We start from the raw sequence: 17,334 nt of genomic DNA on the forward strand, positions 1-17,334 counted from the left end.
CCCCAGGCACCCGCCTGTGCGTGAGCCACAGCGTCTTCCAGCACACGTTGGGCAGCGGCATCTGTCATGCCTTGAGCCTTGTAACCGCCCATGGTGTTGACGTACTGGGGCATCAAACCCACGTGTGCCAGCACGGGCACGCCGCGCTCGACCAGGAAGCGCGTGGTTTCAGCCATGGCCTGACCGCCTTCCAGCTTCACCGATTGGGCACCGCTGATGGCGAGCATACGCGATGCATTGGCAAATGCCTGCTGGGGTGATTCCTGATAGCTGCCAAACGGCATATCCACGACAATACAAGCATGTTGAGTCGCACGCACCACGGCAGCAGCATGGGCCGCCATCATATCGACCGTAATGCTTAAGGTATCGGGCATGGCATAGCCCACCATAGCGGTCGAATCGCCCACCAGAATCATATCCAGGTGCTCGTCCAGCATACGTGCGATAGGCGCGATGTAGGCTGTTAATGAAGCAATTTTTTGTTTGCCCTTGCAGGCGATCAAGGCGGGTACGCTAACGCGGACCTGCGTGGTATGTACGCTCATACTTACTCCAGCTGGAATCCCATAGAGCTAAAGCTTATATGGGATCATGAATGATGCAGATTGCAACATCTTAAGAAAAAATCCAGTCGACGCCTCTATAATCGCCGCAGGACAAAAAACAATAAGCTAATTTCCTGCCTACGTACAAGCTTCGCGTGTCCATCCCATGCGGATTCATGTCCTTTTAAGGACTTTTGCTTTGACACCGCCTGTACTCTAGAGCCCGATCGTTCCCAATGCGCGGTGGTTTCATCAGCCATGTCCTGGCTGTTTTGCCGTGCACTCAACCGAGGAGAGACCTATGTCGACTACCCCCCCAACAATCACCTTCCACGACGATAACCGTGCGCCACAACTGGGCATGGGCGTGTGGCAGGTACCTGCCGAGCAAACGGCCGATGTGGTGTGCAGTGGCATCGAAGCAGGCTACCGCCTGATCGATACCGCCGCCATCTACGGTAACGAGGCCGAGGTGGGCCAAGGGATTCGTCAGTCCAAGGTGCCACGCGAAGAGCTGTTTGTGACCACCAAGCTGTGGAATGACATGCATGGCCACGACAATACCCGTGCAGGCTTTGAAGAAAGCATGGACAAGCTGCAGCTGGACTATGTGGATCTGTACCTGATTCACTGGCCCGTGCCCAAGAACCGCCAGTACATCCAGACTTGGGAGACGCTGATCAATCTGCGCAATGAAGGTCGTGTGAAGTCGATTGGGGTGTGCAACTTCCTGCCCCAGCACCTGCAAACCTTGCTGGACAAGACAGGTGTGTTGCCTGTACTGAACCAGATCGAGCTGCACCCCGGCTTTCAGCAGGCTGAATCGCGCCATTACCACGAAGACCACGCCATCCAGACGCAAGCCTGGAGCCCGCTGGGATTGGGCACGCTGTGGGACAACCCGGTGTTGAACAAGATTGCCAAGGAACATGGCCGTTCCGTGGCGCAAATCATGCTGCGCTGGCAGATTCAGCTGGGCAATATGGTGATTACCAAGTCCAACTCCCCCGAACGCCAGCGCGACAATATGGACATTTTCAGCTTTGAGCTAAGCGAAGCCGATATGGCCGCCATTGCCAGCCTGGATCAGGCCGACGGCCGTCTTGGCCCGGATCCAGAACTGTTCCGCCTGCCCAAAAGCACCGTCCAGGACTAAGCCCTGGGGCGCACCCGACGCGCAGGCCCGGACAAGAAGGCTGCAAGAAGGGGCGCCAGGGCAAACAACCACAGCAGAGCCTGCGCCGACTGGCGTGCGCCCTGCACCCCACCGGGGTCCACAAAGCCCGAGGCTGTCGTAATGATTCCTGCCAAGGCCGCACCCAATGCCATCGTGAACAACTGCAAGGTGGTAATGGCGGCCGAGGCAATATTCTCCTGCCCCTTGGGCGCGGAATGAAATACCCGCGTCAGCAAATGCGGCCAGGCCAGACCAATCCCCACTCCGACTCCCAATAAAGACAGGTACAAGGCCCAGGAATAGTCCGTGCCTTCACTCAAGCCTACCCACGGGATAAAGACACCCAGCGCTACCAGAGACAGGCCCGACAATACAGGCCCGGCAATAATCATGCGATCCCCGGTTTTCAGCCCCCGACTGGAGCTGGCAATAGAACCCAGGGTCCAGCCGCCTGACATCAAGGCCGTCAGGTAGCCTGCTTTCAGCGGGCTCATGTGGTGGATGATCTGCAGGAAATACGGAATGAAAATTTCCGTTGCCACGGCCACGCTGACCAGACCAATACCGGCATACAGACTGCCCAAGGCCGTGCTGATGGAGTAAGTACCCTGCGGAAACAGGCGACTGGCCGACTTGCTGTCGGCACGCGCCATCAAATAAACCAGAATCGCCCCGCCCAGCACACCGCCCAGATTGATCATCCAGGAAGTAGACAGGCTACCTGCGGACATGACCAGCACAGAAGCGGTCAGCAGCAATACCTTGCCCAAAGTGGAACCGGATTTACGAGTTTCAGGCGCACGCGCATCGCGCAATTGCGTCCAGACCAGAATAGCCAGCAAAGCAGCACAAGGAAGGACACTCCAGAAAGCCAGACGCCACTGCCCCATCTGGGCAAATATCCCACCAATCGCCGGGCCCGACAAGGTTGCCACGCCCCACATACTGGACACCAAGGCCATGACGCGCGGCCAAAGTCGCTCTTCAAATACCAGCCGGATAGAAGAATAGCTCAGGCCCAGCAGCAAGCCGCCGCCCAAACCTTGAATCGTGCGGGCAAAGAGCAGGAAAGGCATGGAAGGCGCTGCCGCGCACAGGGTCGTGCCAATGGCAAAGAACAGCAAGGACATCAAGAAGCTGTGACGCAGACCCAGTTTTTCCAGAACTTGTGGCGACAGGGCCGAGCCCAGAATCGAGGCCACCACAAATAGCGTGGTATTCCAGGCGTAGTACTCCAGCCCGCCGATATCCTCCACCACCGAGGGCAGAATCGTGGTCGCCACGTACACGTTGATCGCATGAACGGCCACGCCCCCGGCCAAGGCCAGTGAGCGCAAGCCATTACGGCCAGACAGGAGTTCAGACCAAGACGCTTCTTGGGTATTTGCCATTTTTCTTTATCCAAACAAAGAGCCGGCAACAGTGCCGGCCCTTCAAACACACCAGTGCGCCAGTTGCACAGGGCACAACTGACGCACTGTTGGGCGTGCATGCACACGCCTTGACCTGCTGCCAGGCTTACGCTTTCAACAAGCCCCGCAAAACGTACTGCATGATACCGCCGTGACGGTAGTAATGCGCTTCGCTAGGCGTATCAATTCGGACCAGAGCCTCGAACTCGATATCGCCCGCACGCACTTTGACCTTCTCGGGAATCTTGTCCTGATTCAGGGCGGTAATGCCTTCAATATCAAAGATTTCATCCCCCGCCAGGCCCAAGGTTTCGGCGTTCTGACCAGCCGGGAACTGCAAAGGCATCACGCCCATGCCCAGCAGGTTGCTGCGGTGAATACGTTCGTAGGACTCGGCAATAACTGCACGGACGCCCAAGAGCACCGTACCTTTGGCCGCCCAGTCACGCGAAGAACCCGAGCCGTATTCCTTGCCGGCCAGAATCACCAGCGGGACAGCGGCATTCAAGTAATTGCGCGAGGCATCGTAAATCGTGGCCACTGGTGCGCCATCTTGCGTGAAGTCGCGTGTATAGCCGCCTTCTGTACCCGGAGCCAATTGGTTGCGCAGACGCACGTTGGCGAAAGTGCCGCGAATCATGACTTCATGGTTACCGCGACGCGAACCGTAGGAGTTGAAATCCTGCGGTTTGACATCGTGATCCATCAAGTACGTTGCCGCAGGCGAGGTACGCGCAATCGAACCGGCGGGACTGATGTGATCGGTTGTCACTGAATCGCCCAGCTTGGCCAGCACGCGCGCACCTCGAATGTCCGAGACGGGGCTTGGATCGCGCTTCAGATCAATGAAGTAAGGCGGTTTGCGCACGTAGGTGGAATCATCCTGCCACTCGAAACGATCCCCTTTGGGGGTAGGCAGAGAGCGCCAGCGCTCGTCACCGGCGAACACATCGGCATAACCATCACGATACATATCCGAGGCAATCGCCTTGCTGATCACGTCCTGCACTTCAGCGGCAGACGGCCAGATGTCTTTCAGGAATACATCCTTGCCATCGCTGCCCTGCCCCAAAGGCTCGTGGTACAGGTCAATATCCATGGTGCCCGCCAAGGCGTAGGCGACCACCAGCGGTGGCGACATCAGGTAGTTCATCTTCACTTCGGGGTGAATACGGCCCTCGAAGTTGCGGTTACCGGACAGCGTGGACACCACGGCCAGATCGTTCTGGTTAATGGCCTGGCTGACCTCTGGAATCAAGGGGCCAGAGTTACCAATACATGTAGTGCACCCATAGCCAACCAGATCAAAACCCAGCTTGTCCAGATAGGAAGTCAGGCCTGCACGCTGGTAATAGTCCGTGACCACGCGCGATCCGGGGGCCAGACTGGTTTTCACCCAAGGCTTGCGGCTCAAGCCCTTTTCCACGGCTTTCTTGGCCAACAGACCGGCGGCCATCATGACGCTGGGGTTGGAGGTATTGGTACACGAGGTAATGGCGGCAATCACCACTGAACCGTGGTCCAGCTCACACTGGCTACCGTCGGCCAAGGTGAATTTCACAGCAGCTTTACGGGGTGCTGGCGGCTTGTGCGAAGGCACGTCCGACGCGGGGAAACTTTCTTCCACGGCCTCATCGTAGGTCGCTACATCGTCGCCCAGCAAGTCGCGCACAGCGGTACGGAATGCCGGTTTGGAGGAAGACAAGGCAATACGGTCCTGAGGACGCTTGGGACCAGCAATCGAAGGCACGACGGTGGACAGATCCAGCTCCAGGCGCTCGGAGTAGCGAGGCTCGTGCTGCGGATCGTGCCACAGGCCCTGAGCCTTGGCGTAGGCGCGTACCAGTTCGATCTGCTCTTTGCTGCGGCCCGTCAGCTCCATATAACGCAGGGTTTCCTCGTCGATGGGGAACATGGAGATGGTGGAGCCGTATTCAGGGCTCATATTGCCGATAGTGGCACGGTTGGCCAAAGGCACAGCGCTGACGCCGGGACCGTAGAACTCCACAAACTTGCCGACCACCCCATGCTGACGCAGCATATCGGTAATCGTCAGCACCAGGTCGGTAGCCGTGGTGCCTTCAGGCATTTGACCCGTCAGCTTGAAACCCACAACGCGAGGGATCAGCATGGAAATGGGCTGGCCCAGCATGGCAGCTTCGGCCTCGATACCGCCTACGCCCCAGGCCACCACGCCCAGACCGTTCACCATAGGCGTGTGCGAGTCCGTACCCACACAGGTATCGGGATACGCCAGCTGACGGCCTTGTTCATCGCGCGTAAAGACCACGCGGGCCAAATGTTCCAGGTTCACCTGGTGAACAATACCGGTGCCCGGTGGCACGACCTTGAAGTTATCAAAAGCACTTTGGCCCCAGCGCAGGAACTGGTAGCGCTCCATATTGCGCTCGTATTCGATTTCCACGTTGCGTTCAAACGAGCTGGGCTTGCCAAAGTCGTCCACGATCACCGAGTGGTCAATAACCAGCTCTACCGGTGCCAGGGGGTTGATTTTTTGCGGGTCACCGCCCAAGGCCTGCATGGCTTCACGCATGGCGGCCAGGTCCACAACGGCTGGCACACCGGTAAAGTCCTGCAGCACAACGCGTGCGGGGGTAAAGGCGATTTCACGATCGGGCTCGGCAGCAGGGTCCCAGGCGGCCAGGGCGCGAATATCATCGGCCGTGACATCGCCACCGTCTTCGGTGCGCAGCAAGTTTTCCAGCAGGATCTTCAAGCCATAAGGCAGGCTGGCAACATCCAGGCCATCTCCACGAACCGCATCTAACCGATAGTAGTCGTAGGACTGCCCGCCGACATCCAACTGGTGCAAAGCCTTAAAACTATCTACGCTTTTCATATCGGGATCTCCATGGAAAAGTGCCGGCCGATACCATCCAATCTACCCAGCCAGCGATACACATGTGGTAACTGTCTATTGGTCTAGACCATTTCACATCTTACACTCTGGCGTAATCCCCTGCCCTGCGCGACGTCCTTCCTGTGGCCTTGGGTCACACCTCCTCAAACTCGGAAACATTCTTTACGTATAATGCTTTAGGCGTCTTACGACCGTCTGTTCGGCCTCCCCAGCCCCTCCCTTTACTTCGAGCGTTCGCCCATCCTCATGTTTTTTGTTGATCTGCGCCGGCTGATTCTCTTGCTGGCTACTGCCAGCAGTCTGCTGACCATGGGCTACACCTTGTATGGAGCCTATTCAGCGGAGCGTTCCTTGCTGATCGAGCAAGCGCTGGAAAAGAACCGCGCCTACGCGCTGAAACTGGCCAGCAGCACCGATGCCTTCATCGCCAATTTGCAACAGCAACTTCGTTATAGCGCCAATGAACTCTCCCGCTCCCTGAATCAGGGCAACGAGCCCATGCTACGTGACGAGGTAAGGCGCCTGAAAGAACAAAACAATAGCTTTAACTCGGTTTTGATTCTGAATACCGAGGGCCGGGTTCTGGCCAATGCTCCTCAACAGCTCAACCTGCTTGGCACGACACTACGAGGGGAGGGCACAAAACTGGCACTGAAAACCAGGAAGCCCGTGGTCAGTCAGCCCTATCTGTCCGCAACCGGGCGCTTGCTGATCTTCCTGTCCCACCCGATTTTTAATGCGGAAGGCAATTACAAGGGCCTGGTAGGCGGTTCCATCTACCTGCACGAGCCCAATAGCCTGAACGCCTTACTAGGCGAGCACTTTTATCGTGATGGATCTTACATTTATGTGGTCGACCAGCACAAACGGCTGATTTTCCACCGTGACGTCGCCCGGATTGGCGAAGTCATACACGGCAACCCGGCCATTGACGCTGTCAGCCAGGGCGAGAGTAGCGCTCTATCCCTGCGCAACGTGAAAGGTGTAGACATGCTGGCCGGTTTTGCGCCCAGCAACGATGTGAAATGGGGCGTTGTGGTGCAAAGTCCCACCAAAGTGGTGCTGGATGAATTAACGGTCCTGCTGGGCAAGGTGCTGCGCAATTCCATCCCCTTTTTCCTGGCGGTGCAGATCCTGATCTGGATGTTGGCCATGCTGATCGCCAAACCCTTGCGACAACTGGCTCGCCAGGCTCCGCATCTGGACTCAGCCAAGGCCAGCTCGCGCATCGAACAAGTTCATGCCTGGTATTTCGAGTCCCGCCAGATCAAGCTGGCCATGTTGCTGGGCTTGCAGCGTGTGAATCGCAAAATGGGCGTCATGGATGTGGAGCGCAATACCGACCCGCTGACCGGGCTGAACAACCGCCGAGGCATGGCTGTTGTGCTGCAACAATGGAAAGAAACGGACACCCCCTTTTCCGTGCTGACAGTGGATATTGACCACTTCAAACGCGTGAACGACACCTACGGGCACGATGTGGGCGATCTGGTGCTGAGCTTTCTGGCCGACACCATGCGGGCCTGCACCCGCGATACGGACCTGATCTGTCGGGTCGGGGGTGAAGAGTTCTGTATTTTCCTGCCCGATCAGGATGTAGACCAGGCCGTGCAACTGGCCGAGCGCCTGCGCATTTTGATCAGCGAAACCAATAGCCCAACTGGCTCACCCATTACGATTTCCATCGGGCTGGCACACTGGCCCTTGCATGCCCGAGAACACAGCACGGTGTTGAAACTGGCGGACGAAGCGCTTTACAAGGCCAAGCGCAATGGACGCAACCGCGTAGAAATTTGCGATCCTGCCGCCAGCGACGCTCAGAGCAGATCAGCTTAAAGACGACGCAAGACCTTGATATGCACATCCACCTGAAGATCCAGGTTCGTCAATTGACGAGCCTGTTCCAACCCTTGCGCGCTGGCCCGGAACAAATGCGGCGTCATCAAGAGCAGATCGGCAATTTTCTCTTGTGAATCAAGGCTGATCTGACAACGGACACGTTCAACAGCTTCCAGACTGAAACCGACCGGGGACTGCAAAGTCTCGTCCTTATCGGCTTTCAAGGTCGGATAAATAATGCGGCGCAGTTCCAGCAAATGGTCTGGCCCCGCTTCCACCTGCACCCAGATACCGCCCGGCTTCAACGCGCGCAAGAACTCCTCGGGCACGGCAAAGCCAAACATGCACAGCAAGGCATCCAAAGCACCATCCGGCACGGGCAATTGAGCATTGCTACCCACCAGCCAACGTATGTCCGAGGAACTGCGCGCCGCTGCCATGACGGCCCACTTGGAAATATCCAGACCAATCAGGGCCAACTGCCCATCCTGATCCTGCTGACGCAAATAACGCGGGTAATAGCCTTCGCCACAGCCCGCATCCAGACAGGCATAAGGCGCCTCCCCTTCCAGGCCATCCATCAAGGCACGCCACACACCAGCGGCGATAGGCTCGTACACCCCGGACCCCAGATAACGACGCCGCGCCGCCACCATGTCCTTGCTGTCGCCCGGATCACGTGAACGCTTGTTTTGTACAGGAAGCAGATTGATATAGCCCTGGCTGGCCGTATCGAAACAATGGCCCGAGGGGCAGCGCCAGCTGGGAGCCTCAAACGAGAGCGGCAAGCCGTCCAAAGGACAGCACAGTTTCTCGAACAGGGGCGGGGAAAGGTCAGACATGGATGAATCGCTCTACGGCCACCGTGGCCAAGGCGATAGTGTAGCGCCCCGGCCTGTCTGTGCCGGGGCTCAGGATGAATTTACGACTCGGTCGCAAAGGCCAGCGCGTCGCGCAGCAAGGCCTCAATCAGGGGTTGAATGTTGCGGGCAGCCTCTTCCTTGTACTCAAAGGGCCACTGCTCTTCCATATAGCAGCACTGCGCCATTTCCAGCTGCACAGCATGGATGTTCTGCTCGGGACGTCCGTAGTGGCGGGTGATGTAACCACCTTTGAAACGGCCATTCAACACGCTGCTGTAGTCTTTGTTGGCCGAGGCCGTTTTCATCAGACGCTCGCTCAAGGCAGGATCACAACTCTGGCCATTGGCAGTCCCGAAATTCAGATCCGGCAGGCGGCCTTCAAAAAAACGCGGCACGACCGAACGAATCGAATGCGCATCCCACAGGACCACACGGCCATGCAGGGCCAGCAAACGCGTCAGCTCTTCTTCCAGCTTCTGGTGATACGGCAACCAGATGGTCTCGCGACGCTGGGCAACCTCACGCTCGTCCGGTTCCTGGCCAGGCTGGTAGATGGGTTCATCGCCAAACGTGTCCACGGGACACAGGCTGGTGACGCTTTGACCGGGATACAGGCTGGCATTGTCAGGCGGGCGGTTCTGATCCACCACAAACCGCGAATACGTCGCCACCAGCACGGACGCACCTAATTTTTGGGCGCACTCATACAAGCGTGGAATATGCCAATCCGTATCCGGCACCTGACGCGCTGACTCCGTAAAACGCGCCAGCAAGTCCGAAGGCACGTAGGTGCCCGAGTGGGGCATGGAAATCAACAAGGGGGCAGTGCCCGGATAAAACTCAAAGGCAGCAGGTACAGTCATGGCAGACTCCAGTCTGTTTCAGCACACAATCAAGAAGGAATAGGATACAGATCACCCCGGCGGTGCTGCCAGGCCGGAAGTGATTCACGCATGCGCTGCACGCGAGCGGGGTCCAGATCGGCGCAAATATAGCCTGGATGATCAGGCATACAGGCCAATACGGTGCCCCAAGGGTCAATAATCATGCTGCGACCCAAGCACGGCATGGCAGGACCGGGACCGCCGATCTGCGCGGCGGCCAGCACGTAACACTGATTTTCAATGGCTCGGGCGCGCAACAGCACTTCCCAATGGTCACGGCCGGTATGCACATTAAAGGCGGCAGGCACTACCAGCACATTCGCGCCACGGGCACGCAAGGTACGGAACAGCTCGGCAAAGCGCATGTCATAGCAAATGCTCAGACCCAGATTCAGATCCCCGACCTGCACATTTTGCAGACGCTGGCCGTGGCAGAAATCGTCGGACTCGCGGTATTCCAGACCGTTCACCACCGCATCGTACAAATGCACTTTGCGGTATTGCGCCACGATTTCACCCTCTGGTGAAAACGTCACGCTCGTGTTGCCCAGGCGATGATCATCAGGACGGCGCTCGTGCATGGAACCCAGATGAATCCAGGCTCCGGTGCGGCGCGCCAGGCTGGCCATGTGATCGGTCACCAGACCCGGAATGGGCGTGGCATTTTGCTGCAACCATTCCGTATCACCACGTACATCGCTGTACTCGGGAGTCACAATCAGTTGTGCGCCGTCTTTGGCAGCGGCCAGCACCCAATGTTCCAGCTGGTCCAGATTGGTTTGGCGGTCGCGGCCGCTATCCAATTGAACCAGGGCAACACGTGTCGTAGACATACTTTTATCCTTTCGGACCGGCTCAATACTGCAAGGCGCGGGCCGTTTCCAAGGCCAGACGGGACAAGACACCCGCTCCCTGGCCACCGTATAAAGAGGTGCTGGTGCGGCCATCGGTAAAGCCATCGGCCATCACGGCCAGCACCACACTGCGTTCGCCCATCGTCAAGATACCGGCATCGTGACGCAGGCCGGGCAAGGAGCCGGTCTTGTGAGCCAGTTGGGCGATAGAAGGCAAAATTGCCGCAAAGTGACCTCGTTCACGCTGATCCGCCAGCATGTCCAGCCCCTGCTGACGCAGGCTTTCCGGCAGGGCAGGCGAATGCAATAGATACAGCAAGGTCGAGCAGGCATCCTGAACGGTCGTCCAGTTGTCTTTACCGGCCTCGCGCGCCTTCATGTCCATCATGTGGCGCTGCAAATCCGTATGCTGCAAACCGGCCTGGGCGCTCCAGGCGTTGATGTTATCCATGCCCAGCAAGTCGATCAGGGCATTGGTGGCGACGTTATCGCTCAGGATAATCATCAGCAGGGCCAGCTCGCGCAGGCTCAGGCTGGGCACGCCGGGCAGCTGGCTCAAGATGCCAGTGCCAGGGGTACGGTCGCCCTCGGGCAGAGGGTAAACCGTATCCAGCGACAGCTTGCCCTGAGCAACTTGCTCGAGCAGGCACAGGAGCATGGGCGTTTTGATCAGGCTGGCCGAGGGCATGACGCGCTGCGCATGCCACTCGAACAAGGAGGTACCGTCGGTAGCGTAGACCGCCATCGAAATACGGGCGGACTCCTGGGTCAGCAAAGGCTCCAGTCGTTCCTGCAGGCGCTCACGAACCAGTGGCGCATCCAGCAACTCGCTTCCTAAGGTAAACATACACACTCTCCTTCAGTACTCAGACCAGAATCATGAACAGACCGGCGAACATCAACAAGTTGATGATCATGACCGCCCAGCCGTTATACAACATGTATTTGAGCTGAGTGGATCGCGCCAGGCCCATCTGGCCGAACATGTCCGAAGAGGGGAAAGGACCAAACCAGTCAATCTGCGAGCTGCCCAGAATAACGGCAGCGGTAGCTGCAGGGCCCACACCAGCCGCAGCCAGAACGGGGCCAAAAATCTTGGCAGTAAAGGTCATCTGCGCGACGGCCGCACCCGGTATGTGACCGACCACGTTAAAGGCCACAATCAACATGCACAGCACAGCGCCACTAATACCCACCAGATACGGTTGTACCGAGTCCAGCAAGGCGTGGTAGGCGTTCAACTGATCCACCAGCACCAGCACCGGGTTGAACAGCCAGAACAGGAAGAAAATCCAGATCAGCTTGCCCGCACCGGCATACATGGCCTGCAAAATTTCACGTGGGTTCATACCACCGGCCAGACCGGTTGCCGCACCCAGAGACACCATCACGATAATGGCGTAAGCAAAACCGGCCTTGGAGGCGATACCCACCGCAGCCAGACCCACAATGGTGATGCAGAAAGCCCAGGCAGCGCGCACAGCCTTGGGGGAAGCCTTGGCATTCACGTCAAAAGCAGCCTGACCTTGCGAGGCTTCTTCGTACTGGAAATAGTCCTTGGTCATCTTCTGAATGCGACCGGACATGAACCAGCCGGTCAGCAAGGTCGCCGCTGCCATGGGCAAGCCAGCAACCAGCAGGTAATCGGTGTAGCTCAGACCGGTCAGACCCGTGACCGTAACCACGTTAGGGGTGAATGGGCCCAGCACCAGACCGGCGGAACCGGCACTTTGGAACAAGGCAGCCACAGCGGGAGGGGACAGACGCACGGCCGCGGCAATTGGAATCACCACCGCAGCAATAATGGCGTTACCGCCAGCCAGCGTACCCAGAGCGCCACAGATCAAGGTGGAGGCCACCATGATGCCCAGACGCACACGCACCGGATTGGACAAGCCAATACGCTTCACAATAGCTCGCACCAATTGCTCGGCGGCACCCGTACGGGCAGCCACTTCACCCACCCCGGCGCCCAGTACAATAATCAAACCCACCACGGCGATGAACGAGCCCAGGGACTCGGCCAGCAGTTTGCCCATGGCAATGGGCGTCGTACTGGTCATGATGGCGCCCAATACAATCGCACCAATCGTGGCCAGAACAATATCCACACCCAACAAGGCGATAAGCGCAAACACCACTACCGGCGTCAAGCCCCACAGGGAGCTTTCACCCGGCATGTAAAAGTGGGTGTACAAGGCAATCGCCATGCCAATTAAAAACACCACCATGGCAGCATTGCGCTTGCCCGTTGGCATTTGTTGCTGAATGACACTCATGTCGTCTCCTTAACGATCCTTCCTGGCCAGTTTTCAAAAACCGGCCTGCATGTGATGCAATCGCCCTGCCCTGGTTGACCGCCCCAGGTCACAGCGACTGTTTTCTTGTCCGACGCGCCGCTTATAGCGGGATAATCGGCGCATCCAGGCTTTGTGCCTGAGCGGCAAAGGCGCGATCAAGCACCTGGCCGGGCCGCTGCTCCGGGGCAACAGGATGAACCTGTACGCCATTCACAAACACGGTCTGCACACCTTGAGACGGTAAGGTGGGCTCTTCCCAAGTGGCGCAATCTTGCACCGTTTCGGGATTAAACACCACCAGATCCGCCCAGGCGCCGACTTGCAACACGCCGCGGTTTTCCAGCCCGAAGACCGAGGCAGGCATGGCGGTCATTTTGGCAACCGCCTGCTCCAGGGACATCAGGCCATCTTCGCGTACGTACCGCCCTAAAATGCGCGTGAAACTCCCCCACAAACGAGGGTGGGGATGCGCATCCGCAGGCAATCCGTCCGAGCCCACCATGCAACATGGGTGGCTGAAAATGCGCTGGACTTCTTTCTCGTCCATCGCAAAATAAATCGCGCCAGCAGGCAGCAAACGCCGTGCGGCAGTTTCCCGGTCGCAGCCCCACTGCTCGGCAATCTCGGCCAGATACAGGCCATTGCACTCGGGGTGAGGCTCGGACCAGGTAATACGAATCTGGTCTATGGTGTGGGCGCGCGCGGGGATCAGGATCGTGGAGCTGCCCGAATAGGGATAAATATCCAGGGTGGCCTGCACGCCATCAGCGCGGGCCCGATCAATATTGGCCAAGGTATGGCTGCTGCGGCCCCAGTTGGCCGGCATCATGCACTTGTGGTGCGACACCAGGGTGGCGCACTGCGTCTGGCGGCCTACCGCCAGCACTTCTTCTACCGACTCCTGCACCGTGTCGCCTTCATTGCGAATATGGCTGGTGTGCAAGGAGCCCTTGGAAGCGGCAACACGGGCCAGACCTTCCAGTTCGGCCGGCTCGGCCATGCAGCCGGGCTCGTAAGCCAGGCCGGTACTAAAGCCCACGGCGCCTTCTTCCAAGGCCTTGGCCAGCAAGGCTTCCATGGCCTTTTGTTCATCGGCATTCGGCTGGGACAAGGGGTCCTGCATCACGGCCATGCGCAGATTCGCGTGACCGACCAGAGCCGCCACGTTGATCATGGGCTTGAGCTTGCGCACGGCTTGCACGTACTGCGCCATGTCTGCAAACAAGGGAGAATCGCCCAGCAAGGCCAAAGCCGCTGCCGAGTTGCCAGGCAAAGGAGCCGGGAAAGCGCTGACGCCACAATTGCCGACCACAACCGTCGTAATGCCCTGGCTGGTTTTCCAGTCCAGAACAGGCCGCTCGATGAACATCAAATCATCATGGCCGTGAGTATCAATAAATCCAGGAGCCACCACATGGCCGCTGGCGTCCACCGATTGATCGGCGTGCCAGGCGCTCAAGTCGCCCACGGCGACAATCCGTCCTTCTCGAATACCCACATCACCACGCCAACGCGGGGTGGCCAAGCCATCAATAATCCAGCCATTGCTGATCTTGACGTCCAGCCTGCGGTCGTCTGTCTGCATCTACGTCTCCACTAACCCTCCCACAAAAAGGGGAGTTGACCGCATTATCCAAAGGTATTATTAATATGAAAAATTGTTTAAGTTAATTGATTAATCAGAAAATGATATGGACAGACTTCCCAAGCACATCACGCTCAAGCACTTGAACGCGTTTGTCGCCGTGGCCCAGGAGGCCAGTTTCACCCATGCCGCGCGTCGTCTTTTTCAAACACAATCCTCGGTCACGGGCCTGATCCAGCAGTTGGAAGTTGCCCTGAATACCACCTTGTTCAACCGCACCAGTCGGCGTGTATCCCTGACGCCTATTGGTCAGGAGTTCCTGCCGCGCATCACCCGCCTGCTGGCAGATTTTGATGGCGCCATCAGCGATGTCATGCGTTATGGGGAATTGAAAAGCGGACGGGTCAGTGTGGCCGCAGCGCCGTCGGCCATTACGGATTTGATAGCACCGGCAGCCGCCAATTTCTCCCAGCAGCATCCGGCGGTCCGTCTGTATTTACGGGATGACAACTCGGGACGCATTCAACGCCAGATCGTGGCTGGGGAGATCGACTTTGGTCTGACCAGCCCCTGGGCGGATGTCCAAGGGCTGGACAGTCAACCCTTGCTGGAAGACCAGTTTGGCGTGCTCTATCGCAGCGACGACAAGCTGATCAAACCGGATACCAACAACACGGTCAGTTGGTCTGCTCTGAATGAGCGCAAGCTGGTGGGCGTCGTAGACGAAACCGGCATCATGGCGGTGCTGCAGTCCCGCCCGGACCTGCCCATCGAAACCTCGGCCCCGTTTTATGAAGCGTCCAGCACCACCTCGCAAGCAGCGCTGGTGCAAAGTGGTCTGGCCATTGCCCTGCTGCCCGCCTTGGCGGCACAACGGGTGTTGATGCCCGGTCTGAGCTTCTCCTTGCTGCAGGCCCCCACGCTGGTCCGTACCTTGTGTCTGATGTTTCACCAAGAACATGACTTGACGCCCGCGGCGGCGGCATTGGTCGATGAGGTGCGAGCCTACGTGAAAAAAGCTCCTTTACCGCCTGGATGCCGCGCCCTGTAAGTATGTGCAAATGTGGTGGGAGACAGGCTTGGGCTCAGTAACAATAAGGACGGCAAGTCGCGTCCCGTTTTTCTCGCGACTTGGCCCTGACTGCTCGACCCTTTCCCTTCGATAGACGAACAGCAAAGCTGGACGTAGAATCGCCTCCAAGCCTCGCCTGATCACAATGCCGTCATGCCAGTGCTCCTTCTCTGGGATCGACAGCACAAGGGCGAACCTGCAGGTCATTGTCCTGCTCTCCAGGAGAAGCCATATGACGCAGTCCTCCGCGGCATCCAGCAACGCCAAGCCGCTTCACATTGACGACATTACCGTCGTAGACAACAGCAAACTTAAAAAAGCCGTAACCGCCGCTGCCTTGGGCAACGCCATGGAATGGTTTGACTTTGGCGTTTACGGCTTTGTGGCCGCCACCTTGGGTAAAGTCTTTTTCCCCGATGCCTCTCCCGCAGTACAAACCATTGCAGCCCTGGGTACCTTCTCGGTGCCCTTTTTGGTGCGGCCTCTGGGAGGTGTGTTCTTTGGACTGATGGGGGACAAGTTCGGTCGTCAGAAAGTGCTGTCCCTGACCATTATCATCATGGCCATCAGCACCTTCCTGATCGGCCTGATTCCCTCTTATCTATCCATCGGCATCTGGGCACCCATTTTGCTGCTGCTGTGCAAGCTGGCCCAAGGCTTTTCCGTAGGCGGTGAATACACTGGCGCGGCAGTTTTTGTGGCCGAATACGCGCCCGACCGGCAGCGCGGGTTCCTGGGTAGCTGGCTGGACTTTGGCTCCATCGCGGGCTTTGTTCTGGGCGCCGGTTTGGTCGTGCTGCTACAAACGTCCCTGACCGAAGAGACCTTCCAGGATTGGGGCTGGCGCATTCCTTTCCTGATTGCCGGTCCACTGGGTATTTTGGGCTTGTACCTGCGCCATGCCGCTGAAGAGACTCCCGCCTTTACCGAGCAACTGGAAAAGATGGAGAAAGAAGACCGTGCCGCCCTGACAGAGCGCCCCACGGTTTCCTTTGGCGAGATATTCTCCAAGTACCGCAAAGCCCTGCTAATTTGTATTGGCATGGTGCTGGTCACCAACATCACCTATTACATGTTGCTGACCTATATGCCTACCTATCTGTCCAGCAGCCTGGGCTACGCCGAAGAACATGGTGTCTTCATTATTGTGGTGGTGATGATAGGGATGCTGTTCGTGCAACCGGTGGTGGGTTTTGTCAGCGACAAGATAGGTCGCAAACCCTTTCTGATGGCCGGTAGTCTGGGCCTGCTGATCTTTGCGATTCCCGCCTTTCACTTTATTGGTAGCGACAGCAATGTGCAGATCTTCCTGGGGCTGCTGATTCTGGCCGTTTTACTGAACTGCCTGACCGGGGTCATGGCCTCTACCCTGCCCGCCCTGTTCCCGACCCGGCTACGTTACAGCGCCTTGGCCGCCTCCTTTAACATCGCCATCATTGTGGCGGGCCTGACGCCTACAGTTGCGGCCTGGCTGGTGGAGCAGACCAACAACTTGCTGGTGCCTGCCTACTATTTGATGTTTGCCAGCGTCATCGGCTTGATTACCGCCCTGTTCCTGCCCGAAACGGCGAACCGCCCCTTGCGCGGCGATACACCTACCGCCTCCAACCGCAAGGAAGCCAAGGAACTGCTGCAAGAAGCGTATGACCACATCGAACAAAGCGTGCAAGATGTGGAAGAAGCCATTGCCAAGGCCGAGGAAGAACTGGAAGCCTTGAAGCAAAAACGCCAGCGTCTGGTGGACCGCCACCCCGAGCTGGATTAATGAAACAGTCCTCTCTATATAGAGGGTAGGTGCTGTCGGATGGGGGGCCTGAACCGCCCCCTGCAACTTTCACAGCGACAACGCCAAACCGCTTGTTCCCGTAGAAAAAGCCTGAATCTGCTTCAAGTCAGATTCAGGCCTTTTTGTGGCGGCT

13 protein-coding genes are annotated in these 17,334 nt (G+C 57.8%); 4 read left to right on the forward strand and 9 right to left on the reverse strand.

Annotated elements, in window-relative coordinates; all coding sequences use genetic code 11:
- Positions 1 to 548 (reverse strand): 3-methyl-2-oxobutanoate hydroxymethyltransferase (locus tag N879_RS19255; protein ID WP_022983644.1); only part of this gene is annotated, 548 nt, incomplete at its 3' end.
- A gap of 301 nt (positions 549 to 849) precedes the next feature.
- Between N879_RS19255 and N879_RS19260 the strand changes: the two genes are divergently transcribed.
- Positions 850 to 1,704: an aldo/keto reductase gene (locus N879_RS19260; protein WP_022983645.1), complete on the forward strand. Its 855-nt coding sequence runs from the start codon at positions 850 to 852 to the stop codon at positions 1,702 to 1,704.
- Here N879_RS19260 and N879_RS19265 read toward each other — a convergent pair.
- Positions 1,701 to 3,116 carry an MFS transporter gene (locus N879_RS19265; RefSeq protein ID WP_022983646.1) on the reverse strand — a complete coding sequence of 472 codons (1,416 nt, stop codon included), beginning with the start codon at positions 3,114 to 3,116 and terminating at the stop codon, positions 1,701 to 1,703. The genes N879_RS19260 and N879_RS19265 overlap by 4 nt on opposite strands.
- 127 nt (positions 3,117 to 3,243) lie before the next feature.
- The gene (gene acnA, locus N879_RS19270) at positions 3,244 to 5,997 is read right to left on the reverse strand and encodes an aconitate hydratase AcnA (RefSeq protein WP_009456832.1); all 2,754 of its coding nucleotides are present in this window, start codon (positions 5,995 to 5,997) and stop codon (positions 3,244 to 3,246) included.
- Between the two features lie 267 nt (positions 5,998 to 6,264).
- Here acnA and N879_RS19275 point away from each other — a divergent pair, with 267 nt between their 5' ends.
- Positions 6,265 to 7,854 (forward strand): sensor domain-containing diguanylate cyclase, encoded by a 1,590-nt coding sequence (locus N879_RS19275; RefSeq protein WP_022983647.1) that lies wholly within the window; start codon positions 6,265 to 6,267, stop codon positions 7,852 to 7,854.
- Here the strand turns inward: N879_RS19275 and N879_RS19280 are convergent.
- The 6 genes from N879_RS19280 to N879_RS19305 all read right to left on the reverse strand — a co-directional run bounded on the left by N879_RS19280 (position 7,851) and on the right by N879_RS19305 (position 14,343).
- Positions 7,851 to 8,699 (reverse strand): putative RNA methyltransferase, encoded by an 849-nt coding sequence (locus N879_RS19280; protein ID WP_022983648.1) that lies wholly within the window; start codon positions 8,697 to 8,699, stop codon positions 7,851 to 7,853. The two genes, N879_RS19275 and N879_RS19280, sit on opposite strands and share 4 nt — an antisense overlap.
- Before the next feature lie 80 nt (positions 8,700 to 8,779).
- Positions 8,780 to 9,583, reverse strand: coding sequence for an N-formylglutamate deformylase (gene hutG, locus N879_RS19285; protein ID WP_009456846.1), 804 nt, complete (start codon positions 9,581 to 9,583; stop codon positions 8,780 to 8,782).
- Between the two features lie 29 nt (positions 9,584 to 9,612).
- On the reverse strand, positions 9,613 to 10,437 hold the full coding sequence (locus tag N879_RS19290) for a carbon-nitrogen hydrolase family protein (protein ID WP_009456848.1): 825 nt from the start codon (positions 10,435 to 10,437) through the stop codon (positions 9,613 to 9,615).
- A gap of 22 nt (positions 10,438 to 10,459) precedes the next feature.
- Positions 10,460 to 11,305: a serine hydrolase gene (locus N879_RS19295; RefSeq protein ID WP_009456850.1), complete on the reverse strand. Its 846-nt coding sequence runs from the start codon at positions 11,303 to 11,305 to the stop codon at positions 10,460 to 10,462.
- A gap of 19 nt (positions 11,306 to 11,324) precedes the next feature.
- Complete coding sequence (locus tag N879_RS19300; protein ID WP_022983649.1) at positions 11,325 to 12,737, reverse strand: gluconate:proton symporter; 1,413 nt, start codon at positions 12,735 to 12,737, stop codon at positions 11,325 to 11,327.
- Positions 12,738 to 12,858: 121 nt separating this feature from the next.
- A complete protein-coding gene (locus N879_RS19305) occupies positions 12,859 to 14,343 on the reverse strand; it encodes an N-acyl-D-amino-acid deacylase family protein (protein ID WP_009456854.1) in 1,485 nt (494 codons plus the stop codon).
- Positions 14,344 to 14,449: 106 nt separating this feature from the next.
- Here N879_RS19305 and N879_RS19310 point away from each other — a divergent pair, with 106 nt between their 5' ends.
- Both N879_RS19310 and proP read left to right on the forward strand, forming a co-directional pair.
- Complete coding sequence (locus N879_RS19310; protein ID WP_022983650.1) at positions 14,450 to 15,394, forward strand: LysR family transcriptional regulator; 945 nt, start codon at positions 14,450 to 14,452, stop codon at positions 15,392 to 15,394.
- 253 nt (positions 15,395 to 15,647) lie between these two features.
- On the forward strand, positions 15,648 to 17,180 hold the full coding sequence (proP, locus tag N879_RS19320; protein WP_022983652.1) for a glycine betaine/L-proline transporter ProP: 1,533 nt from the start codon (positions 15,648 to 15,650) through the stop codon (positions 17,178 to 17,180).
- Positions 17,181 to 17,334 lie beyond the last annotated feature (154 nt).

Origin of the sequence: Alcaligenes sp. EGD-AK7 (assembly GCF_000465875.3) — a bacterium.
GTDB lineage: Bacteria > Pseudomonadota > Gammaproteobacteria > Burkholderiales > Burkholderiaceae_B > Alcaligenes > Alcaligenes phenolicus.